Source organism: Salinisphaera sp. Q1T1-3, assembly GCF_003602005.1.
Lineage (GTDB): Bacteria > Pseudomonadota > Gammaproteobacteria > Nevskiales > Salinisphaeraceae > Salinisphaera.
The window spans coordinates 189,472-214,539 of the sequence record NZ_QZWD01000001.1 but is presented as its reverse complement, the minus strand read 5'-3'; the positions used below and the strand labels follow the sequence as shown (position 1 = coordinate 214,539).

23 protein-coding genes and 2 pseudogenes are annotated in these 25,068 nt (G+C 63.1%); 9 read left to right on the top strand and 16 right to left on the bottom strand.

Annotated features, from left to right (window positions below; all coding sequences use genetic code 11):
- The first annotated feature begins 468 nt into the window (after positions 1-468).
- Positions 469-921 (top strand): Fur family transcriptional regulator, encoded by a 453-nt coding sequence (locus D3260_RS00885; protein WP_199671300.1) that lies wholly within the window; start codon positions 469-471, stop codon positions 919-921.
- Positions 922-1,116: 195 nt separating this feature from the next.
- Here the strand turns inward: D3260_RS00885 and D3260_RS00880 are convergent, their stop codons facing one another.
- The 3 genes from D3260_RS00880 to D3260_RS00870 are packed head-to-tail and all read right to left on the bottom strand — an operon-like array spanning position 1,117 to position 3,684.
- Positions 1,117-2,031 carry a metal ABC transporter solute-binding protein, Zn/Mn family gene (locus tag D3260_RS00880; RefSeq protein WP_120096635.1) on the bottom strand — a complete coding sequence of 305 codons (915 nt, stop codon included), beginning with the start codon at positions 2,029-2,031 and terminating at the stop codon, positions 1,117-1,119.
- 28 nt (positions 2,032-2,059) lie between these two features.
- Positions 2,060-2,932 (bottom strand): metal ABC transporter permease, encoded by an 873-nt coding sequence (locus tag D3260_RS00875; protein WP_120096633.1) that lies wholly within the window; start codon positions 2,930-2,932, stop codon positions 2,060-2,062.
- A complete protein-coding gene (locus tag D3260_RS00870; RefSeq protein WP_120096921.1) occupies positions 2,932-3,684 on the bottom strand; it encodes a metal ABC transporter ATP-binding protein in 753 nt (250 codons plus the stop codon). The genes D3260_RS00875 and D3260_RS00870 overlap by 1 nt, the downstream gene beginning before the upstream one ends.
- A gap of 445 nt (positions 3,685-4,129) precedes the next feature.
- Here D3260_RS00870 and D3260_RS00865 point away from each other — a divergent pair, with 445 nt between their 5' ends.
- Positions 4,130-4,537 carry a TraR/DksA C4-type zinc finger protein gene (locus D3260_RS00865; RefSeq protein ID WP_120096632.1) on the top strand — a complete coding sequence of 136 codons (408 nt, stop codon included), beginning with the start codon at positions 4,130-4,132 and terminating at the stop codon, positions 4,535-4,537.
- A gap of 39 nt (positions 4,538-4,576) precedes the next feature.
- Here D3260_RS00865 and D3260_RS17715 read toward each other — a convergent pair whose 3' ends face one another.
- Positions 4,577-4,753, bottom strand: a complete 177-nt coding sequence (locus D3260_RS17715) for a hypothetical protein (RefSeq protein ID WP_233543921.1) — start codon at positions 4,751-4,753, stop codon at positions 4,577-4,579.
- Between D3260_RS17715 and folE2 the strand changes: the two are divergent.
- The 5 genes and pseudogenes from folE2 to D3260_RS00840 all read left to right on the top strand — a co-directional run bounded on the left by folE2 (position 4,697) and on the right by D3260_RS00840 (position 10,916).
- Positions 4,697-5,417, top strand: a pseudogene (gene folE2 / locus D3260_RS00860) (GTP cyclohydrolase FolE2). The gene D3260_RS17715 and the pseudogene folE2 sit on opposite strands and share 57 nt — an antisense overlap.
- Before the next feature lie 1,816 nt (positions 5,418-7,233).
- Entirely contained in the window at positions 7,234-7,479 is a 246-nt protein-coding gene (locus tag D3260_RS00855; RefSeq protein ID WP_120096630.1) for a molybdopterin-binding protein, read from the top strand.
- Positions 7,460-8,068, top strand: coding sequence for a class II glutamine amidotransferase (locus D3260_RS00850; protein ID WP_233543899.1), 609 nt, complete (start codon positions 7,460-7,462; stop codon positions 8,066-8,068). The genes D3260_RS00855 and D3260_RS00850 overlap by 20 nt, the downstream gene beginning before the upstream one ends.
- A 2-nt stretch (positions 8,069-8,070) precedes the next feature.
- Positions 8,071-9,279 carry an FAD-dependent oxidoreductase gene (locus D3260_RS00845; RefSeq protein ID WP_120096628.1) on the top strand — a complete coding sequence of 403 codons (1,209 nt, stop codon included), beginning with the start codon at positions 8,071-8,073 and terminating at the stop codon, positions 9,277-9,279.
- 113 nt (positions 9,280-9,392) lie between these two features.
- Positions 9,393-10,916 carry a sigma-54-dependent Fis family transcriptional regulator gene (locus D3260_RS00840; RefSeq protein ID WP_199671298.1) on the top strand — a complete coding sequence of 508 codons (1,524 nt, stop codon included), beginning with the start codon at positions 9,393-9,395 and terminating at the stop codon, positions 10,914-10,916.
- Positions 10,917-10,977: 61 nt separating this feature from the next.
- On the opposite strand, the gene D3260_RS17615 is transcribed toward D3260_RS00840, so the two are convergent.
- Positions 10,978-11,166: a hypothetical protein gene (locus D3260_RS17615; protein ID WP_199671321.1), complete on the bottom strand. Its 189-nt coding sequence runs from the start codon at positions 11,164-11,166 to the stop codon at positions 10,978-10,980.
- Between D3260_RS17615 and D3260_RS00835 the strand changes: the two genes are divergently transcribed.
- Positions 11,165-12,433, top strand: coding sequence for an FAD/NAD(P)-binding protein (locus D3260_RS00835; protein WP_233543898.1), 1,269 nt, complete (start codon positions 11,165-11,167; stop codon positions 12,431-12,433). The two genes, D3260_RS17615 and D3260_RS00835, sit on opposite strands and share 2 nt — an antisense overlap.
- Positions 12,434-12,719: 286 nt before the next feature.
- Here the strand turns inward: D3260_RS00835 and D3260_RS00830 are convergent, their stop codons facing one another.
- From D3260_RS00830 to ssuC, 10 genes and pseudogenes are all read right to left on the bottom strand, one after another.
- Positions 12,720-13,796, bottom strand: a complete 1,077-nt coding sequence (locus D3260_RS00830; RefSeq protein ID WP_120096624.1) for a sulfate/molybdate ABC transporter ATP-binding protein — start codon at positions 13,794-13,796, stop codon at positions 12,720-12,722.
- Between the two features lie 9 nt (positions 13,797-13,805).
- Positions 13,806-14,717, bottom strand: a complete 912-nt coding sequence (cysW, locus tag D3260_RS00825; protein ID WP_120096918.1) for a sulfate ABC transporter permease subunit CysW — start codon at positions 14,715-14,717, stop codon at positions 13,806-13,808.
- Positions 14,717-15,553 carry a sulfate ABC transporter permease subunit CysT gene (gene cysT / locus D3260_RS00820; protein ID WP_120096622.1) on the bottom strand — a complete coding sequence of 279 codons (837 nt, stop codon included), beginning with the start codon at positions 15,551-15,553 and terminating at the stop codon, positions 14,717-14,719. The genes cysW and cysT overlap by 1 nt, the downstream gene beginning before the upstream one ends.
- A 22-nt stretch (positions 15,554-15,575) precedes the next feature.
- A complete protein-coding gene (locus D3260_RS00815; protein ID WP_120096621.1) occupies positions 15,576-16,586 on the bottom strand; it encodes a sulfate ABC transporter substrate-binding protein in 1,011 nt (336 codons plus the stop codon).
- A gap of 234 nt (positions 16,587-16,820) precedes the next feature.
- The gene (locus tag D3260_RS00810; RefSeq protein ID WP_158583330.1) at positions 16,821-18,383 is read right to left on the bottom strand and encodes an OprO/OprP family phosphate-selective porin; all 1,563 of its coding nucleotides are present in this window, start codon (positions 18,381-18,383) and stop codon (positions 16,821-16,823) included.
- 231 nt (positions 18,384-18,614) lie between these two features.
- Positions 18,615-19,637 (bottom strand): sulfonate ABC transporter substrate-binding protein, encoded by a 1,023-nt coding sequence (locus D3260_RS00805; protein WP_120096618.1) that lies wholly within the window; start codon positions 19,635-19,637, stop codon positions 18,615-18,617.
- 25 nt (positions 19,638-19,662) lie between these two features.
- Entirely contained in the window at positions 19,663-20,847 is a 1,185-nt protein-coding gene (ssuD, locus tag D3260_RS00800) for an FMNH2-dependent alkanesulfonate monooxygenase (RefSeq protein ID WP_120096616.1), read from the bottom strand.
- A pseudogene (locus tag D3260_RS18015) lies at positions 20,840-21,841 on the bottom strand (aliphatic sulfonate ABC transporter substrate-binding protein). Before D3260_RS18015 ends, ssuD begins: the two are co-directional and overlap by 8 nt.
- Positions 21,842-21,885: 44 nt before the next feature.
- Positions 21,886-22,731: an ATP-binding cassette domain-containing protein gene (locus D3260_RS00790; RefSeq protein ID WP_120096615.1), complete on the bottom strand. Its 846-nt coding sequence runs from the start codon at positions 22,729-22,731 to the stop codon at positions 21,886-21,888.
- Positions 22,728-23,519, bottom strand: a complete 792-nt coding sequence (ssuC, locus tag D3260_RS00785) for an aliphatic sulfonate ABC transporter permease SsuC (RefSeq protein WP_120096613.1) — start codon at positions 23,517-23,519, stop codon at positions 22,728-22,730. Before ssuC ends, D3260_RS00790 begins: the two co-directional genes overlap by 4 nt.
- Positions 23,520-23,706: 187 nt before the next feature.
- Between ssuC and D3260_RS00780 the strand changes: the two genes are divergently transcribed.
- A complete protein-coding gene (locus tag D3260_RS00780; RefSeq protein WP_199671295.1) occupies positions 23,707-24,621 on the top strand; it encodes a LysR family transcriptional regulator in 915 nt (304 codons plus the stop codon).
- A gap of 27 nt (positions 24,622-24,648) precedes the next feature.
- Here the strand turns inward: D3260_RS00780 and D3260_RS00775 are convergent, their stop codons facing one another.
- Positions 24,649-24,993: a multidrug efflux SMR transporter gene (locus tag D3260_RS00775; RefSeq protein ID WP_120096610.1), complete on the bottom strand. Its 345-nt coding sequence runs from the start codon at positions 24,991-24,993 to the stop codon at positions 24,649-24,651.
- Positions 24,994-25,068: the final 75 nt, after the last annotated feature.

The following is a 25,068-nucleotide window of genomic DNA, read 5'->3' as shown; positions in this document are numbered from 1 at the left end:
GCGACCTCGAGCGACGAAGGCCGGTGCTGGGCGAACAGATAGTCGTCGGTTTCATGGATCCTTGTTCTGACAAATTCATCGAGAGCGGAGGGGAGTCCGCAACGCCCGACACTGAGGGTGATGTTTTCGATGATATAAGTTATGTTATAACATAATTTTACTAACAGAGTTGGCTCGCTTCGCGCTTCCTTGAAACAACACGAACGCGTGCTGTGTCTCTCGCAAGCGGTCGTATCGTCATTGACCGAGGCGAGACGCCGATGCTTGTTGGCACGCATGGCCCCGCAGATGCCGGGCTGCGTCGCCGAGCGACATACCAGCCACGCGTTGGTGCGGCTTGCTCGACCGACGAGCTAGGGTGCCGGCCGATGACGCAAACCAACCGAGCGTCTGACAGAACCCGCGCCTCGACACGGCTGACGTGTTGATCCGCTGTCGGATCAGCCGGGGCGTCGCCGGAGCGTCGTCATGTATTCCTCGGTGGCCACCATGAAAGCAACGAAATCGAAAAAACGCGGCACACATCACCTGACACGAGTGATGAACGCGTTGATCGCGGCCGGCGAACCGTTGACGGCGTATCAGGTGCTGGCAGCGGTACGCGACGACGGGCTGCGATTTCCGTCGCAGATCTATCGGGCACTGGACAGGCTGGTCGCGCGCGGCCTGGTGCATCGATTGGACAGCGTGAATGCATTCGTCGTATGCAGTTGTCCACACACGGATCATCGCGGCGTCAAGACATTCACCATTTGCGACTCATGTGGCGCCGTACAAGAGATGACGAGTCCGACGCTGGATCGGTCCATCCACGAGGCCGCCCGCGCCACGGCATTCGCTGCGGCGCACTCTTCGATCGAGATCCGTGGCGTCTGTCAGGCCTGTCAAAAACAACAAGATTCGCCGCCGACTCCAATCTGAGCGCCCGATCCAGCAGACCGAATCAGGGACGCGGCAGGCCGAGCCCGTGTATGCGAACGCCTCGGCGACACGTCGGGCGTGCCCGGTATCGCGAACCGTGGATCCGTTTGTCTTGCCGCAGGCGCCGCCCCGGCCAACACAATGGGCCGATGAACAATCTTTAGTCGTTCGGCATTGCCGAGGCCCGGGCCGAACTCACGACGCTGCGTCGCCCCGAGATTCGCGCAGCGCATCGACGATCAGTTGGGTGTTGTGTCGCATCATCGCGATGTACGTCGGCGCCGGGCCGTCTTCGTCCGATAACGCTTCCGGGTAGAGCGCGCCACCGGGGCGGGCGCCGGTGGCAGGGCCGATTTCCTCGACCAGTCGTGAGTTGTTGGAATTCTCGATGAAATAAGTCTGGATATGGTCTTTTCTGATCTGGTCGATCAGGCGGGCCACGGTCTGGGCCGAGGGTTCGCTGGCGGTCGATAGTCCGACCGGGGCGAGGAAAGTGACGTGGTATTCGCGGCCGTAGTAGCCGAATGCGTCGTGGTCGGTGAGCACCTTGCGTTGGTCGCGCGGGATCGGGGCGAGCGCGGCGTGGATCTCGGCATTCAGCGCCTGGAGCTTGTTGTCATAACGCGCGGCATTGGCCCGAAACGTGTCGGCATGATCCGGATCGACCCGGATCAGTGCATTCCTGATGTTCCTGACCCAGATACGAACATTCTCGACGCTGTTCCAGACATGAGGGGCGGTGATTTCATGGCCGTTCTCGGCCAGTTGATGGGTGACAATCCCCTTCGAGACCACGACCGGTGACTTGCCACCGGCGGCCGCCGCCGCCAGGCGCGAGAACCACGTCTCGAGGCCGTCGCCGCTGACGAACGCCACGTCCGAGCGTTGCAGGGCTTTCGAGTCCTGTGGTGTTGGCGCATAGGTATGCGGATCGCCGTTGGGCGGGACGAGGCTCTTGACATCGACATGGTCCCCGCCGACCTGCTTCACGACGTCGGCAAGTACGGTAAAGCTTGCCACCGCATCCACGGTACGAGCCGCTGCCGTGCCACCGTAGCCGGCCAGCCCAAGCGCGATTATCAGCGCGATGACGAAACGGCGTTCCAGCATGCGCGAAACTCGAGAAATATCAGCCATGTCAGCCGGCTGCGGTGGCGCGGTGGCGCCGACGCGTGGCGATTCCGGCCGGGTGAACGAGCAGCGAAACACAGAACATCGCGCTTGCGGTGAGAATGATCGTCGGCCCGGAGGCGACGTTGACGTAGTACGACAAGAGCAGCCCGATCCAGCTGGAAACCATGCCGAGCACGGCGGCGATCGTCATCATGGCGGGCAGAGTGCGCGACCACAGCTGGGCGGTGGCGGCCGGTATCGTCATCATGCCGACGGCCATGAGCGTGCCGAGCGTCTGGAAACCGGCCACCAGATTGACGACCACGAGCAGCAGGAAAAGCAGGTGGTAGGTGCCGCCTCGCCCGTTGACAACCCGTAGAAAGCCCGGGTCGAAACACTCCACGACAAGCGGCCGATAGATCAGCGCCAGCCCCACGAGGGTGACGGTGGCAATCCCGCCGACCGTATAGAGCGCTGAGGCGTTGATCGCCAGTATCGTGCCGAACAGGATATGCAGCAGGTCGATATTCGACCCCCACAGAGAGACGATCAGCACACCGAACGCCAGCGATGTCAGATAGAACGTGGCGAAGCTGGTGTCCTCCTTGAGTGTGGTGGTCTGACTGATCCAGCCCGACAGCAGCACGATCGCCAGCCCGACGACGAGCCCGCCGATTCCCATCAGCGGTAACGACAGGGAGCCGGCGATCAGAAATCCGATCGCGGCACCGGGCAGCACGGCGTGGGACAGGGCATGCCCCATCAAGGTCATGCGGCGCAGCACGAGCAATGCCCCGATCGGGCAGGTGCTCACCGCCAGGGCAACGGATGCAACCAGCGCGCGCCGCATGAACCCGTACTGCACGAACGGCTCGACGAGCCATGTATAGGCCGTCATCAAACCGTTTGCCGTGCCGGGATATCGACGATGCTGTCTTCGTCCCGGTCCTCGGCCCATTCGCGCGCACGACGCTGATTGTCTGCCGACAGGGCGATCCTGCTCCGCCCCCAGTGGACCACTTGGCGAGACAGAAGCAACGTGTTGTCGAAATGCGCCCGAATCTGGTCGAAATCGTGCAGAACCGCCACGACCGTGCGGCCTTCGGCATGCCAGCGGTGAATGATGGCCAACAGATCCCGCACAGTCCGGGCATCGATCGCGGTAAAGGGTTCGTCCAGGAGGATGACGGGGGCGGCCTGGACCAGCAGACGCGCGAACAGCACGCGCTGGAACTGTCCGGCCGATAAGACCCCGATGGGACGACGTTCGAATCCGGAAAGGCCGACGGTGGACAAGGCCTCGGCCGCGCGCGAAGCCGAGGCGGTGGCGATCCCGCGAAAGGCACCTGTTTCCCGCCAGGTGCCCAGGCTGACCATATCGGCTACGGTGAGCGGGAACTGGCGATCGATTGCGGCGGCTTGGGGAAGATAGCCGATATCGCGACGATCCAACCCGTGCCAGTCGATTGTGCCGCCGCTCAAACGCTGTTCGCCGGTCAGCGCCTTGAGTAGCGTGGATTTGCCGGCGCCGTTCGGGCCCGCGATCGCGGTGAGCTGCCCCCGCGGGATCTCGCAGGACACCCGCTCCAGAGCCGGCTGGCCGTCGTAGGCAACGGTCACCTGGTGCAACGTGACGGCGGTTTCACTCATGGCAACGAGACCGCCCAGACCACCGCACTCCATAGGGGCATGACAATCAGCAGTACAGCACAGACTCTGAACCAGGCGCCGCGCGCGAGAGTCGATCGGGTCAGGCGGCGGATATTGGACATAACTGATCTCGAACAATGGGCCGCTCGCGGACGTTCAAGGCAATCACAGGGTCGCGTGAACGCGGATGCAAACGGGGACTGACATGGCCTCGACATGACCGCCTCTGGACATCGTCCGGAGGCGGCGGTCATCAAAGGGCGGGCCGACGGATAAACAAAAGACACGCTACGGGCCGTGCAAACGGCAGTTCGCGTCATGGCTGACCATTGAAATTATTATGTTATAACATACTATATCGAGCATCAAGCACATCAGCGATGCGCCTGAGCCTCCAGACCGCGGGCGTTGGCTGGCATGCCCGTACATCAATAGGTATCGGCCCATGACCGAAGACGAAATCCGCGCCATGCCGCATTCCGAGTACATGAACGAAGCACAGCAACGATTCTTTCGTGCGTTATTGCTGTCGCTTCGCGGAGAAGTACTGGAGCGAGAGCGCGATATCCGAGAACGGCTCAACGATAGCGGCACGATCGCCGATCCAGGCGATCGGGCGCTGATCGAGGAATCACGATGGCTGGATCTGCGCCTGCGCGATCGAGAAGCCAAACTCCGCGAGAAGATCGATGCGTCGTTGCGCGATATACGCCGGGGCGATTACGGCTGGTGCGAAATCTCGGGCGAACCGATCGGCATCGCGCGACTGCTGGCCCGGCCGACGGCAACCACCTGTGCCGACGTCAAAACCGACGCCGAAACGCGTGAACGCATTTTTCACGCCCCCGGATGACGCTCGGATGCGATCCACGATGACCACGACAGCGAACACTCACAGGCGATGACAATGGCAGTAGAAGAAATCACCGAAACGCCCCCCTCGGGACAGACTCCGCACGCCATGCCAGATGTCCAGAAGCGCCCGGATACGCGCGGTCTGGCCATCGACAGAGTGGGTATCCGCGATATCCAGCATCCGGTCACGGTCGCCCAGCGCGGCGGCGGTCATCAGTCCATGGTGGCGACGTTCGGCATGCACGTGAACCTGCCACGTGAGTTGAAGGGCACCCACATGTCGCGTTTCGTGGCCATTCTGAACGCGCATGAGCATCAGATCACGCCGACATCGTTCAAGACGATGCTCATCGAGATCACCGAGCGGCTCGAATCCGACAATGCCCACGTCGAAATCGCCTTCCCGTACCTCATCGACAAGTATGCACCGGTAACCGGGCAAAAAGGCGTCATGGATTACAAAGTCACCTTCATCGGCGACCGGGTCGCCGGGCACACCGACATGTCTGTCGAGGTTAGGGTGCCGGTGAGCACGCTGTGTCCGTGCTCGAAGAATATCTCCGCGTACGGCGCTCACAATCAGCGTTCATTGGTCACGATCCGGGTGAGGGCGACAAGCATCTTTCTGGACCGAGGAGCTGATCGAGATCGCCGAAGCCGAAAGCTCCAGCGAGCTGTTCGGTGTGCTCAAGCGCGCCGATGAAAAAGCGGTGACCGAACGCGCCTACGAGAATCCGAAATTCGTCGAGGACGTGGTTCGTGACATCGCAAGCCGGCTGGAAACGGATGAGCGTTTTCGATATTTCCGCGTTGCCTCCGAAAACTTCGAGTCCATTCACAATCACTCGGCCTATGCGCTGATCGAACGAGAAAAGTAGATAAATTGAAATTTTTCACGGTAAAAAGACGTCTCAATTCGAAATTCTGGATTCAAAACGCCATGGGCGAGAGATAATAGCGTATTAGGTTATCCAATCCCGGATCCGGCCCTGCATAGAGCGGTCACAATTTAGGGCGGCGTTTGTTTGGTCTTTGGAGGTGACAAGTCATCGTATCCGTTTGAAAAAAAGCCCATAGCGCTTGAGATGACGTTCATGGACGAGGGCGGTCGCGTTCAGTATGGGCCAGAGTGGCTGCGTGATTTCGCGAAGGTCTGTTCAAAGTTTTCGACCGCGCTCAAGGCGTCAGACACCAGCCGTTAGACTCGCTATGTTTTCTGATCGTGAATTTGCCGAGCGAACACGATGCGTTGTGACAATGGGAGCGCCGTTAAAACGATTACGCTTGGGTGGAGGCCTTCGTCTTGGCCTGGAGTGTTATTGGTTGGTTGTGGCTTTCGTTTTTGGTTACGTCAGTCAGGTTGATGGGCCGTTTCCGAGCAAGTCGTCTCTCGCGCCCGCGACTTTGGATGCGTCTGATCACTCGGAACCGCGCTCGTCGTGACGGCGATCGATCTCCTGAAGCAAAGCGAAGCACCTGCGCTTCCTCTGTGGCGAGTGGACCCGCAATGCGAACCAAACACCAACGGCGACCACGCTCTACGTTTGGCCGTCTCCAGGCAGCCGCCGGAGTTCGCTAACTCGAATACTCAATGGTTTGAGACATGTTTGAGGCATCCCAGTGGGCGCCCAGCGTTCGCCGTGACTTACGACGAAGTGGCCAACCCAGGGCGCGTGCTTGCGACGCCAGCCAGCACGGGCGATCCGCGGACGACAAGAAGCAACGCGCGCCAGCAGGCGCGCAGCATCCGCTTTCACGACGGCGTTTGAGCGCGCGGGCTCAGAGAGATCGAGCCGTGTGATGGTCGCGCGAGGCTGTATGCAGTCGTCTTCGATAGCGCTTTATAACTGCGCATAATGTATATTATGTTAAATAATGTATGGACACCGTTGCCGGTCACCCATTGGTGACAGCGTTGCAGCGGCTCTGTTGGGCGGCCACCAACTGTCATCCAGAGAACTCTGTTCATATCTCTGCGCTCGTCTGACGCGGTCTGCCCGATCACACGGGCTTTGTTCATGCTTGCCCCTCGAAGCGGTTTCGGCGCGGATGTCGTTATCCCGTGTCGTGGCGCGGGATTGCCGTGTGGAGCTGCGCGCGAATGAATCAGCCACAGCCTCAACGGTTGAGATCGCGCCGTCTCCACGGCTCGTGTGGGTTGACCGATGGTTTGTGATTCATCGTTCGCTACGAGGCGCTTTTGTATCGCTGCGCGCGATGCGCTCAGCTGCCCGTCCACGGAAGTCGATCAAGGCGTTCTTCTGGTAGCCGCCTTGACCGACTGATCTGGCTTTTCGGCGCGTCACGCAGAAGACATATTGCCGATCGGCGCCGCTCGCCTTATCCAATCTCGCGATTAACAAAGCGTGTTTTCTTCATTCACGTAATAAGGCGCCCTGGCTATCTTGAGACTCGATTTCGGCCCGTTGTTCGGCCGCCGCATTTGTCGCGGCATACACGATTCTGGCGAAGCCTATGCAAGCCCAATGGATGCCCGCTCTACTGATATGCCGCTCGGGCCAGCCGGTTATTTGTCGCGGTTGTTGCGGCGTCGCACTGTTGTGTGGTCGTCGAATGTCCATTGATGTCGACGATTGATCTGGTTCAGGCCTCGGCGCGTCGGACACCGACGCGTCCGCATTCGCGGGCCTGTCATGGGCCCTTTTCTATTTCCATCACGAGAGCGATTTTTCGATGAGCGGACATCGGATCAATACCCGTAATCAGTTTCGCGGGCGTGTGATTCACATCCACGCCGGCGCCGTGATGTCGGAAGTCGAGATCGAAACGGCGGCTGGCGTGATGTCGGCCGTCGTGACCACGAGTTCGTTACACGCGATGGGCCTGCGGATCGGCGATCCGGCGGTCGGTCTGTTCAAGGCAACCCAGGTTCTGGTCGGCAAAGTCGAGGATGAACACGATGTGCGTACTGATACATAAGCCGGCAGGCATCGCCGTTCCGGACACGCTGATCGAGGCGGCGGCGATCTACAACGCCGATGGCTGGGGCGTGATGGGCCGTACTGCGTCGGGCGAAACCGTCGTCGAACGTCATGTAGCGGTCGATTCGACGCGTGCCATGACGTTTCTTCGCCGTCATCGCGATTCCGAACTGGCAATCCATCTGCGTCGCAAGACCTACGGCGCCGTGAGCGCCTGCAATGCTCATCCGTTCAAGATTGATCGCGGTATCTATTTGATGCACAACGGAAGTTTCGATCTGCCCATCGGCGATCCGGCCCATTCGGACACCTGGCATCTGGTTCACGAGATCCTGCGGCCGCTGGCCCACGGATACCCGGGCCTGCTGACCGACCGGGCCTTTACCCGCCTGCTCGATTCGGTGGTCCCGGTTGACAACCGGTTGGTGTTGTTCGATGCCGTCGGACAGGTCTTCCATATCGTCAATCGGGGTGCCGGGATCGATTATCTAGGGCTCTGGATCAGCAGCGTGCGCTGGCTCGATGCCCGGATATTCCCCACGCCGAGTGCGGGCCCGGTGCCCGAGCCGATCGCGGAATCTGCCTGAGGATGGATGGTTTCGACATGACCGGCATTTCACCCGCACGTACCGACGCGTCGGTTCTGATCATTGGCGGCGGCGCCACCGCCTGGGCGGTGGCCGACGAGATCCGCCGGCTCGACCGTGAGCGGCCGCTGACGCTGGTCAGTGGTGATGATGGCACCCAGATTCGCTATGCCCAGCCCCAGAATTATCTGGCGACGGCGCATGCGCCGGGTCTGGCGCTCGAGCACGGCCATGTGGATCCGCAGGAGCTGGGCGTGACACTGCATGCACACACGCGCGTCCTCGGTCTCGATCGCACGGGCCGACGCGCAATGACCACGCATGCCCCGATCGATTACTCAGCCGCGGTCCTGGCCACCGGGCACCGTGCGAGAACCGCGTTCCGATACGAACAGCCCCGCTGCATTCAGGCTGCCACGTTTTCGGGCGCGCGAACGCTGCTCGAGCGACTGGACAATCGACGACTGCGACACGTCGCCGTCTACGGTCACGAGGGGTTGGCCTGCCGCGTGGTCGAGCTGTTGAGCCGGAGCGGCGTGGAAGTCGAGTGGATCCTGGCGACGGAGACACCGCTTGAGACCCAACTGCCCGCCCCGCTTCCCCGCCGGATTCTGCAGGCCCTCGAACATCCCAATGTGGTGATACACGGGGCGCGTCGTATCGTGCGCTGCCAGGCGGTGCAGCGCCCGGTAGCCATCAGCCTGGATGACGGAACTGCCCTGAATGTCGATCATATGATCTGGGCCGATCGGGTGCCGGGCGATGCCCGGTTGGCCATGGCGGCCGGCCTGCGTTCGACACGTCGCGGCGTTTGTGTCGATACGCGTGGGCGCACGAGCGATCCGGCGATTTATGCCATCGATGCCTGCACGGCCACGCCCAAGCGATTCGATCTGACGGACGAACGGATGCTGCGGCAAGAAGCGCGTGTGATTGCGTCTGCCATCTGTGGACATGCCCCGCCTCTGGTCGGGCCGCAGGGCTGGCATCTGGATCTGCCCGGTCTCCCGGTGGCCGTGCACGGCGGTTCATTGCGTGGCCAGGGTTGGCAAGTCGCGCGCGACGATCGGCGCGGCACACTCCTGTATCAGGGACCGTGCGAGCGACCGGCGGCTATGGCGGCGACCGGCCGCTACTGCGCGGCTGCTCATGCCGGTCGGCTCGACCCCGCGCGGGCGCCTCTATCCTGGCCGGCGCGCGCGCTGGCATGAACGTCTTGTCATCCGAGTCGGCGGCCGCATCACAGCACCGCGAAACACATCGAGACGCCGTCATACACGCCCCGCGGCCAAGCGGCGCCGTCGCGCCATCGCACGATCAGGCCGTGCGCGTCTGGCAGGCCGTGGCATCGCACGCGCGGCTCGACGAGGTGCTGCCGCGCATCCACGACATTCTCGCCGAAGCATTCGTGGTGAGTGGTCTGAGAATCGACCGTCTCGACAGTGAGAACCGGCGTCTGGAGACCATGTCAGGGATTGGCGAGGTCGTCTCTGTCAACGCGAATCTGGACGCGCAACAGATCAGGGCGCTTGCGGCTTCGTTCGAACGACACGATCTCTATGCCCTGTCCGCTGACGCCGCGGCGGGTGCCCTGTCAGTCTTCGGTTCCCCCGGCACGGGCCGGCGAAGACTCGTGTTTCGCCTCGCTGACGGCTCGGGCGACGGGTTCGCGATTGCGGACATATCGCCGGATCAGCCTCGGACGAGTTCGGAGACTGCCCTGCGGGATGCTGCCCTCGCCCCGCTTGCCCAGGCGCTTCGCAATCATCGACGCAGCGCCGAGCTCGACCAGTTACGCGCCCGGATCGATGCCGATCGTGAATCGTTGCTGCAACGCCTTGGGCGGCATACGCTGCGCGATCGGATTGTCGGCGAGGACGGCGGGCTGCGTGACACGATGCGCCAGGCCAACGCCGTGGCCGGTTCCGATACAACGGTTTTGCTGCTTGGCGCGACCGGTACCGGCAAGGAAGTCATCGCCCGGAGCATCCATGATCGCTCGTCCCGTGCCGAGGCGCCTTTCATTCGTGTGAACTGTGGTGCGATCCCGGCCGAACTGATCGATTCCGAGCTTTTCGGCCACGAAAAAGGCAGTTTTACCGGCGCCATACGCCATCGGCGCGGCTGGTTCGAACGCGCCGATGGCGGCACCCTCTTTCTCGACGAGATCGGCGAGCTGCCACTGCCGGCCCAGGTCCGGCTGCTGCGCGTGTTGCAGGATCACACGTTCCAGCGCGTTGGCGGCGAACAGGAAATCCGCAGCGATGTCCGCATCGTCGCGGCGACCCATCGGGATCTGGTCGCCATGGTGTCCCAGGGGCAGTTCCGGGCCGATCTGTGGTACCGCATCGCCATTTTTCCAATCCGGATTCCACGCCTGGCCGATCGCGCCGACGATATCGCCGAGTTGGCGCAGCACATCGCCCGCCGGGTCGCACGGCGCCTCGGTCTGCCCGAGGTGCTGCCAAGCGATGCGGATATGGTGATGCTCCGACATTATGACTGGCCCGGCAACGTGCGCGAGATGATGGCCGTTATCGAGCGTGCCGCGATTCTGGGCGACGGTCGCGAACTTGCGTTAGCGCGTGCGCTCGGTTTCAACATGCCGACGACCGTCGCCGGCGAGGCCGAAATCGCCCGCCCGATGTGCGCAGAGCCGCTCGACGACGATGCGGCCGATTGGATGAGCCTCGACGAGGCGATGTGCCAACACATCATCGCTGCACTGCGCCACTGCCGGGGCCGTGTCCACGGCCCCGGCGGTGCTGCGCAATTGCTGGACATCAACCCGAGCACCCTGCGAGCACGGCTGCGAAAACACGGGCTTGCCGCGGGCGATTATCGATAACGCACCACAGCATGTCTGTCGTATATGACAAGAAGCGTCCCATGTGACGGCACATGGTGTCTTATATGACGCTTCGCGCCACGCCGACGCGTGTTTTCGCGGTTTTCGACATGGCGCACATATTGCCCTCAGGGCGCTGCAACTTTCGAGACGGGCAGCGTTTGATGGCGTTGAGAGCGACAGACGAGTTCGATGTGATCATCATCGGCGGCGGCTTTTGCGGGATCGCGACCGCGAGACGGCTGCTCATGGCGCAGCCGCAGCGGCGGGTGCTTGTCCTGGAACGCGAGGCGTTCTTCGGGCCGGCCTATCGACACCCCGGCCCGATGCATCAGCTCAACACGCCGGCCGTGCGTATGACAGCCTGCCCTGATCGGCCACAGGAATTCGTCGAGTTCGTGCGTCGTCTCGGCCACGACGTCGATGATCGGGACTTCCTGCCGCGTGCGTGGTATCGCCACTATCTCGCGGATTGTCTCGCGGCTGCCCGACGCGCCGGCTTGCAGGTGCGGCTCGATGAAGCGATGGCGATAGAGCCGGGTTCATCGCCCGAGTATTGGCAGGTGCGATGCCGCAGCGGGCAGGTGCCGTGGGCAAGACACGTCGTGCTCGCCGTCGGCGCCGAGCGGCCGCGTACACCGGTCGCCATGAGGGATGCCGCCGACCATCCGGGTTATCACGCCGATCCCTGGGCGCCGGGGGCCTGGCATGTCGCCGCAACACAACGCGACGATCCCATCGTGTTGATCGGTACCGGACAGACGGCCATGGACGGCATCATCGAACTCGATAGACAAGGCCATCGCGGCCCCATCATCGCGGTCTCGCGACGCGGCCTGGTGCCGGCCGCACATGCCCCCGTTGCCGCCGACGCCAGTCTACAAGCCGCACCGGCGCCCGTCTCCGATTGGCCGCTCCATTCGGCGGTCGCGCTGATGAAGGCGGTGCGGGCCCGAATGCAGACTACCGGCGATTGGCGCCGCGTCAGTGACGAGCTGCGCGCACAGGCCGATGCCATCTGGCAGGCATTGGACCCGCGAATACGCGCGCGGTTGCTGCGACATGCCCGGCCCTACTGGGATATCTGTCGTCACCGCCTCGCCCCCGAAGTCGCACGTCGCGTGGAACGCCTGCGTGCCAGTGGCCGGCTGCGGATTGTCGCCGCCAGACTTCTGGCCTGCGATCCGGCGCCGGATGATCGGCTGGCGCTCACGTTGCGGCCACGTGCCGGCGCGGAAGGCTCATCGCTCTCCGCGGCCCGGGTTGTCAACTGTACGGGGTTGGTTACCGATCCAAACCATCCCGACACCGCCCTGCTGCGACAGCTCCTTGCGACCGGCCGAGCCACGGTCGCCCCGCACCGGCTCGGGCTGAAGCCGTTGGCCGCGCGATTGCATGTGCTGGGTGTCCGGTCGCGGGGCGATGTATGGGAACATACGGCCGTGCCCGAGCTGGCGATTGATGTTGATCGTCTGGTCCGTCGTATCGTGGCCTCGTTCCGTTCCGAGGCAGTCTAGGGCCTGTGAGGTTTCGTTCGAGCGCCTTTTCGTCGAGAGACCGCCGTGTGTCCGGCAAGGCTCGCAACGCTGCCGGGCGCCCATCGTCGATTTTTCATGGGCGGCCCACCCGAAGGGACAAGCGCCCCAAAATCAAGAATACGACGGCAATCCAGCGTTGTAGCCCGCGGATGCAGCATGGCGGCACGGCGCGCACGACGCCTCGTCTTGCCGCCCATCGTCAATTTCAGGGCGCACTGGGCGCGGACTCGCACGAAACATCAACAGGCCCTGGGGCGCGTCGCGTTCAGGCGCGTTTCTGATCGCCGTCGAAGACGTGGAGCTGTGTCGGCTCCACGTAAGCCTGCTCGCCTTCCGAAAACGCCTGCTGCCGGTATTCGTGACGCGGCAACACGACCTGGATCGGCCCGGTTTCGCCTTCGGCATCGAGCTCGATACGGACATCAGCGCCAAGGGGGCGAATCCGGCGGATACGCACGGGCAGCAGATCGGTATTCGGGCCGGCATCGCGTCGCAGGCGCAGCTCGTGCGGCCGCACATGCGCTTGAACCGAAGCGCCCTCGCCGGCCGGCGTGGCGGTCGCCCGGGCGCCGAAGGCTGCCGTGTGCAACTGACCCTGCTCGATCCGTCCGTGGAAGAGGTTCACATCTCCCAGAAATCGCGAAACGAACGCCGTGGCAGGGGTTTCATAAACTTCATCGGGCGTGCCGTACTGTTCGATCCGACCCTGGTTCATGACCACGATCCGATCGGCGACTTCCATGGCCTCTTCCTGATCATGCGTGACAAACACGCTCGTGACGTGCAACTCGTCATGCAGCCGGACAAGCCAGCGTCGCAGATCCCGCCGCACGTTGGCATCCAGCGCCCCGAAGGGTTCGTCGAGCAACAGTACACGCGGCTCGACTGCCAGAGCGCGGGCTAGCGCAATGCGCTGACGCTGCCCGCCGGAGAGTTGTGGCGGATAGCGATCGGCCAGCCAGTCCAGCTGCACGAGTTCGAGCAGTTCATGCACACGCCGCTGGATCTCGGTTTCGATCGGGCGTGTCCGGCGTGGCCGAACGCGCAGGCCGAAGGCCACGTTCTCGAACACGCTCATGTGCCGGAATAACGCGTAATGCTGAAAAACGAAGCCGATGCCGCGATCGCGCACGTGGCGCGAAACCACATCCTGGCCTTCGAGTTCGAGCGTGCCCTGATCCGGCTGCTCGAGTCCGGCGATGATGCGTAGCAGCGTGGTCTTGCCGCAGCCGGACGGCCCGAGCAACGCGACCAGCTCACCGGGCTCGATGCGCAGGTTGATGTCGGCCAGGGCTCGGTGATTGCCGAAAGCCCGGGACACATTGGATATCTGGATACTCATTGCAGGTCTCTATGAATCCGGCGCGCCGGCCGATAACGGGCAGGCGTTGTCCTTGCGGTCGCCGAGATAGGTCTTGAGCACGAGCGTGATCAGGGCGATCACCGCCAGCAGCGAGGCCACCGCGAACGCAGCCGTGGCCTGGTAGTTCTCGTAGAGCATGTCGACACGCAGCGTGAGTGTTTCGTTTTCGCCGGGAACGCGTCCCGAGACGACCGCCACGGCGCCGTACTCGCCGAGTGCGCGCGCGGTGGTCAGCACCACGCCGTACAACAGCCCCCATTTCACGGCCGGCAGCGTGACGCGGAAGAACGTCTGCCAACCCGAGGCACCGAGCGACAAGGCGCCCTCTTCCTCTTCCTGACCACGTTCGGCGAGTACCGGGATCAGCTCGCGGGCCACGAACGGCACCGTGACGAACATGGTCACGAGCACCATGCCCGGCATCGCGAATATGATCTGGATGTCATGCGCGCCGAGCCATGGACCGAGCCAGCCGCCGCGGCCGAAAACCAGAACATAGGCCAGCCCGACAACCACCGGCGAGACCGAGAACGGCAGATCGATCAGCGAGGTGAGCACGCTGCGTCCCCGGAAATCGAAACGGGCGATCGCCCAGGCCGCCGCGATGCCGAACAGCGTGTTCAGCGGCACGGTGATCGCCACGACCCAGAGCGTCAGGACGATCGCCGACCAGGTATCCGGATCGGTCACCGCCCGGGCATAGAGCGCCCAGCCCTGAGACAGCGCACTGGAAAGCACGATGGCCAGAGGCACGACGAGAAATACCCCCAGAAAGACGAATACGAGGCCGATCAGTGATCGGCGCACCCAGATCGGCTCATCGGCAGCGGCCCGGTGGGCCACGCGCGTATTGCCGGAGGCCGGTACGACGCGCCCGGCGTTGGCCGTGATATCAGCCATCATCCCCGTCCCTCGCGGCGAGCGCGCCATTGTTGCAGACCGTTGATCGTGAGCAGGAGAAGCAACGAGATCGCCAGCAACGTGACCGCAATCGCACTCGCGGCCGGATAATCGAACTCCTCGAGCCGGGTGAAGATGACGAACGGCGTGATCTGTGACACGCCCGGGACGTTGCCGGCAATGAAGATCACCGAGCCGTATTCGCCGATGCCACGGGCCAGCGCCAGCGTGAAACCGGTAACGACCGCCGGCCAGAGCGCCGGCAGGATGACACGACGAAAGACTTGCCAGCGGGTCCCGCCCAGGCTGCCGGCCGCTTCTTCCTGTTCGGTCTCGAGCTCTTGGATGACCGGCTGGACCGTGCGCACCACGAACGGCAGGCCAACGAAGATGAGGGCAATGAACACGCCGACCGGCGTATAAGCGACCTGAATGCCGAGCATTGCCAGCGATTTGCCGAACCACCCGTTGCTGCCGTAGAGCGCTGCCAGGGCGATGCCCGCGACAGCCGTGGGCAAGGCGAACGGCAGATCGATCAGGGCATCGAGCACGCGGCGTAGCGGAAACGAATAACGCACCAGTACCCAGGCCACGATGAACCCGAACACCGCATTCAGGGCGGCGGCCGTGAATGCAGCGCCGAAAGTCAGGCGATAGGACGCCATGGCCTCGGGTGAGGTGATCACGCGCCAGAATTCAGCGCCGCTCAGACCGGCGGCTCGCAGCACGACAGCGGCGAGCGGGATGAGCACCAGCAGACTGAGATAGATCAGGGTCAGGCTCGTTGCCGGAACAAAACCCGGCAACGGATTGCCTCGTCGTAGCAGAATGGCCATCAGAACGATCCGTTATCGATGATCACGGGGCGCGATAGATCTGATCGAAGATCGCGCCTTCGTCGAAGAACCGTTTCTGGGCCTGACGCCAGCTACCGAACTTTTCCGGCACGGTGAATGTCTCGACCTTCGGATAGTCCTTGGCGTGGGCCGCCAGAATCTTTTCGTTACGCGGACGCAGGTCATTGTCGGCGATGATCTGCTGCCCTTCATCGCTCCAGAGATGCTTCAGATAGGCCTGGGCGAGTTCGGTCGTGCCGTGTTGTCTGGCGGTCTTGTCGACGACGGCGACCGGCGGCTGGATGCTGATCGTGTATTTCGGATACACGATCTGGAAGTCCTTGCCCGGAAAATTCTTCTGGGCGAGTTTGGCTTCGTACTCGTACGTGATCATCACGTCGCCCGTACCGCCACGTGTGAATGCGGTGGTCGCCTTGCGTCCGCTGGCCGGCAGCATCGGCACGTTCTTGTAGAGCTGGGTGACGTATTTTTTCGCGGCCTCGTCTCCGCCTTTTCTCGCGGCCCATTCCCAGGCGGCAAGAAAGTTCCAGCGGGCCGCGCCCGACGTCTTCGGATTGGCCGTGATCACCTGAACGCCCTTGTGGGTCAGGTCCGCCCAACCATGAATATTCGGATTACCCTTGCGCACGAGGAACACGGCCGGCGTGTAATACGGCGAGCTGTCATTGGGCAGCCGTGTGCGCCAGTCCTTCGCGATCAGGCCGGTTTTGTCGGCGATGGCGTTGATGTCGGCGGCCGCCGACAGGGTGACCACATCGGCATCAAGACCGGCGATCACAGCCCGAGACTGACTGCCGGAGCCCCCGTAGGAATCGTGAATGTCGACTGTGTGGCCGGTTTTTTGCTTCCAGTATTTGGCGAACACCGGGTCATAGGCCTGGAAGACCTGTCGGGTCACGCTGAACGAGACATTGAGCAGGTTCTGGTCGGCGGCCTGCGCCGGCAGAGACGCCACGCCGGCCAGCGTGACGAACGACAGAACACCGAGGTTCTTCAGAATACGCGTGGGCATCAAAACACCATTCGTTATATCGAGACATCAACCGAATGCTGACCGCTTATCGGGCGGAGATTCACATTCGGTTATTTAGTTGCCGACGAAAATAACCAAACGGTATTGAATCCAGAAATATGATTTGTCGATTTGCTATTCGTGAATTCGACTATGCCGTGGGTGGGGCGGTCGACGAAAAAAGCCCCCGCGAGAGTGGACCGCGAAGGCTTTCGCAACCAGGCCGTATCGGCGTCAGAACACGATCTGTGCCCGCGCGTTGACCGTGTTCCCGTCATCGGCGCCGTAATAGCCGTCGTCCGGCGTGCCGGCGAGCGGTATACGGTTGTTCGTCTGCCAGCGGCTATAGTCGAGAATGCCGCGGACCCAATCGTTGAGATACCAGTCCAGGCCGACGCTCGTCGCGTGCCCGGTCCCGCCGCGATACTGGCCGCTGTTCTGAAAATCCAGCGCCTGATAGCGTGCGACGAGCTGCCAGGCGCCCCAACCGCCCTGGCCGACCGGATGCGCGACATCCGGATGTGTCCAGACGCCCTGACTCGTCGAGTAACCGAAGGCTTCACCAGTGAGTGAATAACCGACCTGGCCCGCATAAGCCGTGTAGTGCGTGCCCGGGCCATTACGGGATTCGATGTCGCGCCGTCCCCACTCTGCGCCCGCCGCGAACGGCCCGGTCAGCCCGGCCAGCTCGAAACCGAACGCATGACTGCTTTTCGGATCGTCGACGGCGGCGCTGGCCACGCGCAGGTTGCCGTTGTAATGCCCGGCGATGATCTCGTTGCTGGCGATGCGATCCTGGCGTTCGCGATCGATATCCTCATAGAAACCGTTCACGCCCAGATGGACGATGGTGTTGCCGGTATCGATCGGATCCCAGTGGGCACGGCTGGCGATCTCGAAATTGTTGGACGCGCGGTTGGATGTGCTTGTGCCGCCCTTGGTGACGCCCAGCGAATAATGCCAATCATGGCCGTTGAACGAGCCGAAGGCGCCGGTGTTGTAGGTGCCGGCCTCCGAGAGAATGGCGTTGGCCACCGTGTTGCGTTCGGTGAACCAGGTCCATTTCGAGGATGTGCCCGCATCGAGCCCCAGATCGGCGCGCTTGTTGCCGAGATAGATGGTGCCCTTGCCCAGTGCGAATTTCTTCTGCGCAGCCAGATAGGCATCACGCAACGTGACGTCGTTGCCGGCGAAATCGAGTTCGACCTTGTAGAGGATCGGGTCGGTGATCTGGCCGTGGGCATCCAGACGCACACGACGGAATTCAGTGCCGGTGATGTTGCGCGAATTCAGGTTGGCCTCGTCGCCTGCGCCGTCGTAGCGGGAGCCGCTCGTCGTGGAGAAGTCGTACTGGACCCGGCCGCCGATGCCGAAGCTGTACTGCCCGTCCGCGCTCGAGAATTCCGGCGCGCCATCCGACCAGTCGACCTTGAGACCCTGTGATTCGAGGGCCGCGACGCGTTTGGACAGCGTTGCATTTCCGGCGTCGTTGCCTTCCGATGCCGCCGGTTTGGCGGCCTGGCCGTCCGGCACGGACGGTGCGTTCTTGCGCGAATCGCTCGCACTGACCGGGCGCGAGGTCGCTGCGACCGACGTCTGGCGACTTGTTTTTTCCTGTTGCTCAACGGCCTGCAGGCGTTGCTTGAGCTGCTGGATCTGGGCAGCCTGTTGCTGTACCAGTCTGGCGAGATCGGCATTGCTGGGCTCGTTCGCGGCAATCGCCGTCTGGCTCATCGCGATGCCGAGGCCTGCAGTGCCGGCAAGCAGCAGGCACCCCGGCCGGTGGATCTTGATCATGTATCGGACTCCCTGTTGATTCATTCCGCGCACGCCAACCCGCGTACGCTGTGAACGTGCGTTTTCAATGGTTTTGAACGTTCGGCGGATACCGATCCCCCGGCTTGATCGCGCGCGATTACCCAGAAACCGAGCCCGCGGTCAGGACTCGTCCATTCCCATATGCGCATCCCGATATGAAGTTAGGCTTATATCGGGATCGGCATATTACAGCAGTGATCGACGACTGAATCACTCATTCGTCGATTCGATCCGGGATTTGTTTGTCGGCTGCCAGCGCGCGGCGGCCACCGTAACGGGCTTCGGAATCAGTCCGATGTCGTAGAAGGTGTCCGCCAGTTTCTGTTGTGCCTTGAAGACGGATGGACTCATCGGTTCGAGTCCGTAATCGTGGCGTGCAATCGTCTTTCGCCAGACGGCCGGGGATAACCCCGTGGCGCGCGACAGGATATCGGCCGCCTGCATTGCATGGCGCGGCGTCCACTGACACAGATCCGCCACGTCGTGGTTGAACAGCGTCACGATATCGGGATGTCGCTCGGCAAACGTCCGGGACGACAGATAGAAACTGTAATGCGGCACGATGTCCTGTGCATCGGTCAGGACGCGCGCGCCGGCGTTGGCCTGGGCCTCGGCGTAGTACGGATCCCAGACTGCCCAGGCATCGATATCGCCTCGACCGAACGCTGCACGGGCGTCGCTCGGCGTGAGGTAGCGTGGCTTGATATCGCTGTACTTAAGCCCAGCCCGTTCAAGCGCTGCCGCTACCAGATAATTCACGTCCGAGCCCTTGTTCAGTGCGATGCGCCGGCCTTTCAGGTCGGCAATCGAGTGAATCGACGAGTCCGGCGGCAGCAGAATCGCCTCCGTTTGCGGATTGGCGGGTGTCCGCGAGATATAGACCAGATCGGCGCCGGCGGCCTGCGCAAATATCGGCGGCGCATCGCCGACCGTGGCAAAGTCGATACTGCCGACGTTTATGGCCTCGAGCATCTGCGGGCCGGCCGCGAATTCCACCCAGCGCACGTCGATACCGCGTTTTTTCAAGGTGGCGTCGAGTGTGCCTCGCGCCTTGAGCAGCGTGAGAATGCTGCCTTTCTGGTAACCGATGCGCACCACATCCGGGCTGCTCGCCGCCATGGCGCTCGACCACCCGACCAAAAGCGCCAGAACAAGGCAGACACAGGCTGTGATACGGCCACGAAAGAAGTGGCCGGCGGCGGATTGTGCGACTGGACGCGGGGAGCGGGTCATGACGGATCTCGTAACAGGGAACGCCTCAGCCGGCAGCGGCTGAATCGGGCACGTTTTCGTTGGCGATGACTTCGCCGAACGGCCCGGTATTGGTGGCGATTGTCGGCCGCGCGATGTCTTCGTCCAGATCGAGCAGCGGCAGAACGAGTTCGCCGAAGCGCCAGGCTTCTTCGAGATGCGGGTAGCCGGACATGATGAATGTGTCGATACCGGCGCGCTGGTACTCGCGTATCCGCTCGGCCACAGTCTCGGGACTGCCGACCAGGGCCGTACCGGCACCGCCACGCACCAGCCCGACCCCGGCCCAGAGGTTCGGGCTGATCTCGAGCTGGCTGCGATCCCCTCGGTGCAGCTCTGACATGCGCGACTGGCCGACCGAATCCATGCGCGAGAAGACTTTCTGTGCAGCGGCGATGGTTTCGTCATCGAGATGCGAGATGAGTTGGTCCGCTGCCTGCCAGGCCTGCTCGTCGGTCTCGCGGACGATGACGTGCAACCGGATGCCGAAGGTGACCTTGCGATTCACCCTGGCCGCGGCCGCGCGCACGGTGGCGATCTTTTCAGCGACCTGGGCCGGCGGTTCGCCCCAGGTCAGATATTTGTCGATCCGCTGGGCGGCCACGTCGATCGCGGCCGTCGAGGACCCACCGAAATACAGCGGTGGGCCACCGGCCTGGTGGGGTGCGAAGATGAGGCGCCCGTCCTCGATACGCAGATGCTTGTCGTGATGATTGACGGTCTCTCTGGCCAGCAGCCGACGATAGACGTCGAGGAATTCGCGGGTGACCTCGTAGCGTTCGTCGTGGTCTAGAAACACGCCGTCGCCGGCGTTTTCGACCGGATCACCGCCGGTGACCACATTGATGAGCAGGCGGCCTTTGGAGATCCGATCGAGCGTGGCCGTCATCCGTGCCGCCACGCTCGGCGACTGCAGCCCGGGGCGAACCGCAACGAGATATCGCAGTCGCTCGGTCAGCGGCGCCAGCGCCGAGGCGACGACCCAGGAATCTTCGCAACTGCGGCCGGTCGGCAGCAGAACACCATAATAGCCGAGCTGATCGGCGGCTTGTGCCACCTGTTTCAGATAGGCCAGATCCACCTGGCGAGCCCCCTGGCTGGTGCCCAGATAACGCCCGTCGCCGTGGGTGGGCAGAAACCACAATACCTTGAGGGCGTCCGGGACGCCGGCCTCGGTGTCTGTATCAGTCATGTTGTACTCCTGTCAGTTGGGTCGCGCCGGGCTGCCAGATCAGCGCCTTGCTCGTATCGACGTGTCGGGGCAGCACGCCGGCTTTTTCGAAGGCGTCGGCAATGCGTTGCTGCTCGGCGAACGGATCCGCGGTCACCGGTTCGATGTCGTAGCTGCGATTGGCCAGGGCATGTCGGACCACCGCCGGCGTCATCTGCCCCCAGAGCGGTGCCAGCCGGGTCGCGGCGGCCTGCGGATGGTGGCTGACCCAGCGGCCGGTCCGGGTCAGGGCACGGTGGATCGTGTCCAGAACCCGGGGATGGGCTCGGGCATAGTCGGCCGAGGCGAGATAGAAGCGACGATAGCTGGCCAGCCCGTTGCCGCCGTCGACGATCGTCCGCGTCTTGTCCCGGGCACGCGCGGCCGACAGATACGGTTCCCAGGCCACTCAGCCGTCCACGCTGTGCCGTGCGAACGCGGCACTGGCATCCTGTGGGGCCAGATACGAGACCTTGATGTCGTCGAGTGACAGACCGGCACGCTTCAAGGCCGCCAGTAACAGATAGTGGTCGCCGGCCCCGCGGGCCACGGTCACGCGCCTGCCTTTCAGATCGGCCAGCGAATGGATATCGCTGTCGGCGTGCACGATCAATGCCTGGCCCTGTGGCGATGGGGCTTCGGTGGCATAGAACACCAGGTTGGCGCCGGCTGCCTGCGCGAAGATCGGCACCGTGTCGGCCACGTCGGCACTGAGATCGAGACTGCCCGTGTTCAGTGCCTCGAGCATCGGCAGCCCGCTGTTGAACTCGTGCCAGTCGATCGTCACGCCCTGGGCTGCCAGCTGTTGTTCCAGCGTTTTATCAGCGCGCAGCAGCGTCATGAGCGTCGAGGAGCGTTGATACCCGATTCGAACGACCTGGTCGGCGGCGCTCGCCAGCGCCGGCCAGCTCGCGCAGGCGATCAGAACGAGCGCCGGGAGACGACGGCATAAAACGGAGATGAATCGGTCTGTCATTGTCAGATGTGCCGGGTTTGAAGGGTTTCGGAACGCCATGCCGCTCACCGTGCGGAGGCCGTGCGCGACCTCGTGGCCGATGCGGTCGTCGACGTCGGCACGTCACTGCGTCCCAACACGCGATCGAGCACGCGGCCTTCCACGGCCGACACCGCCGGGGTGGCCGCTTCGCGAGGGCGTGGTAGATCGACAGCCAGATCGAGTCCGACGCCGCCCTGCTCCAGTACCACCACGCGATCGGCCAGCTGTACGGCCTCGGGCACATCGTGGGTGACGAGCAGCACGGTGAAACCGTGGTGTTGCCAGAGCGCTTCGATAAGCGACTGCATCTCCAGCCGTGTCAGCGCGTCCAGCGCGCCGAGCGGCTCGTCGAGCAGCAACAACCGCGGACGGTGTATCAGGGCACGTGCCAGTGCGACTCGCTGCTGCTGGCCGCCCGAGAGCTGGGCGGGCCAGGCATCGGCCTTGTCGGCCAGTCCCACATCGTGCAGAACCTCCCGTGCCCTATCCTGCCAGCGGCCACGCAGGCCGATGCCGACATTATCGACGACGCGCTTCCACGGCAGCAGGCGGGCATCCTGAAACATCAATCGCGTATCGGCTGCATGCCGTGCGGCCGGTTGATCGTCGACTCGGATCTCACCGTCGGTTGCGGTTTCCAGGCCGGCGACCAGTCGCAACAACGTACTCTTGCCGCAACCGCTGCGCCCGACGATCGCCACGAACTGTCCCGGCGTGATAGCCAGATCGATCGCATCGAGGACATGTGTCGCGCCGAAACGCTTGTCGAGCCCGCGCAACCCCAGACGAACGCCGGTCGATGAGGTCTCCGGCGCAACGACGTTGCTTTGACGGCGTGTGCCGCGATAGGGAAAAGTGACCCGTGTCATGCCATGACCTCCGATTTGCGATAGGCCGGGTGCCAGCTGAGCCATCGACGTTCGAGAAACCGGGCTGCCTCGTCGGCCAGCTTGCCCAGCAGCGCATAGAGCAGGATCGTGACCACCACGACATCGGTCTGGAGAAACTGGCGGGCATTCATGGCCAGATAGCCGATGCCGTCGCTGGCTGCGATCGTCTCCGCGACGATCAGCGTCAGCCACATCAGGCCGAGTGAATAACGCACACCGACGAGGATCGAGGGCATGGCACCCGGCAGAATCACCTCTCGAAAGAGTGCGGTGCCCGAAAGCCCGTAGCTGCGCGCCATTTCCATGAGATTCCGGTCGATATTGCGAATCCCATGGAACGTATTCAGATAGATCGGAAACGCGGTGCCGATGGCCACGAGAAACACCTTGGCGGTCTCGTCGATGCCGAACCAGAGGATCACCAACGGGATCATCGCCAGATGCGGGATGTTGCGGACCATCTGGATCGTGCTGTCCAGAAGTCGCTCGCCCCAGTACGACAGCCCCACGATCAGACCGAGCGCGAGACCGGCACTGCCACCGAACAGGAAACCGAGCGCCGCACGGCGCGTGCTGACCGCCAGGCTGTCGAACAATTGGCCCGAGCGGGCCAGCTCCCAGGCCGCAGCTCCCACAGCCGTCGGCGCCGGCATGGTACGGCTCGAAACCCAGCCGAGCTCGACGACCGCCTGCCAGGCGATGAGTACGACAACCGGCACCAGCCAGGGCAGCGCCCGGTCCAGATATCTCGCTGCGTGACGGCTCACGTTCGCGCTCCGCGAAACTTCGAATGATGGACAGCGAAGCTACCAGCCGCGACGACGCAGGCTAAATCTAAAAAAAAGAAAAGTTTATTAGGGCCTGTTGAGGTTTCGCTCGAGTGCCGCGCCGGAGACCGCACATCCCGTTATCGATAATGGCGATCTGTTTTAATGGGCTGCATCACGTGACACGATGATCGTTGATCCAATGACGCTCCATTCGCTCGCTCTGTTCGTGGCGCTGGCCGATGCCGGCAGTTTCAGCATCGCGGCCCGACGCATGCATACGGTGCAGTCCAACGTGACCGCCCACATCAAGAAACTCGAGCATGAGCTGGGCGTCACATTGTTCGAGCGCAATGGCGGCGTGCGCCTCACGCCGGCCGGGCACACCCTGATGAGCCATGCCCGCGACACGCTGGGCGCGCACGAAGCAGCCCTGTCGGCCTTTCGCCCATCGGAGCCACCGCGTGGCGTGCTGCATCTCGGCGCGCTGGAAAGTACGGCGGCCGTGCGCCTGCCCGATCTACTGGCCGCATTTCATCGCCGTCATATCGAGGTCACCCTGCAACTGACAACGGGCACGACCGCGGAATTGCTGGCCGGACTCGCGGCCGGCCGGCTCGATGCGGCATTCATCGCCGGTGAGCGCGTGCCTGCCGACCGTTGGACGCGGGCGGCCTTTCGAGAGTCGCTCGTCCTGATCGGCGCCGAGCCGCTGACGGCGATGCCTTCGGCCGCGGCACTGGCCGAGACCCCGTTTCTGGCCTTCCGGCAGGGCTGTCACTATCGTGAGTGCATCGAACGATTGCTGGCGCGCCAGGGCGTATCGGGTACGCGCATCTTCGAGCTCGGTTCAATCGACGGTATTCTGGGGTGTGTGGCGGCCGGCATGGGCTATGGCCTCATGCCAGCGTCGGTGGTGGCCGCACATCGACACCGTTTCGGGATACACGCCCTCCCCCTGCCGGCCGACCTCGGCGAGGTCACGACCCATCTCGTGGCGACCGCGCAACACGGATGGTCGCCGGCACTGAGCTGTTTTGCCGGCATGCTCGACGATGATCCGCCGCGGACCAGGGCGAATCCGGCCGGCGTGTCGGCCTGACACCGGGCCGCATCGCACGGGTCACGATCAATGCGTGACGCTGCGTGACCAGCCGTTGATGACAATCACGCCGGCGACGATGAGCGCGATGCCGGCCACCCCGACGGCATCGATCGGCTGTCGCAGGAAGAATACGCCGACCAGCACCGTCAGCACGATGCCCAGCCCGCCCCAGAAGGCATAGGCGATGGCCAGCGGAATCGTCCGCAGGGCCAGCGTCAGCAGATAGAACGACAGGATATAGGCGATCGCCATGCCGAGCGTCGGCGCCCAGCGGGTGAACTGCTCGGAACGCGCAAGCATCGTGGTGCCGGCGATTTCGGCGACGATCGCGATGAACAGATACACATAGGCCACGACAAGCGGGGACATCGGCCGGCTCCAGATGATTCTTCGGGCCGCGACGATAGCAGAGCCGGCCCGCTCGGTTCCCCGACTTCCGTCCGA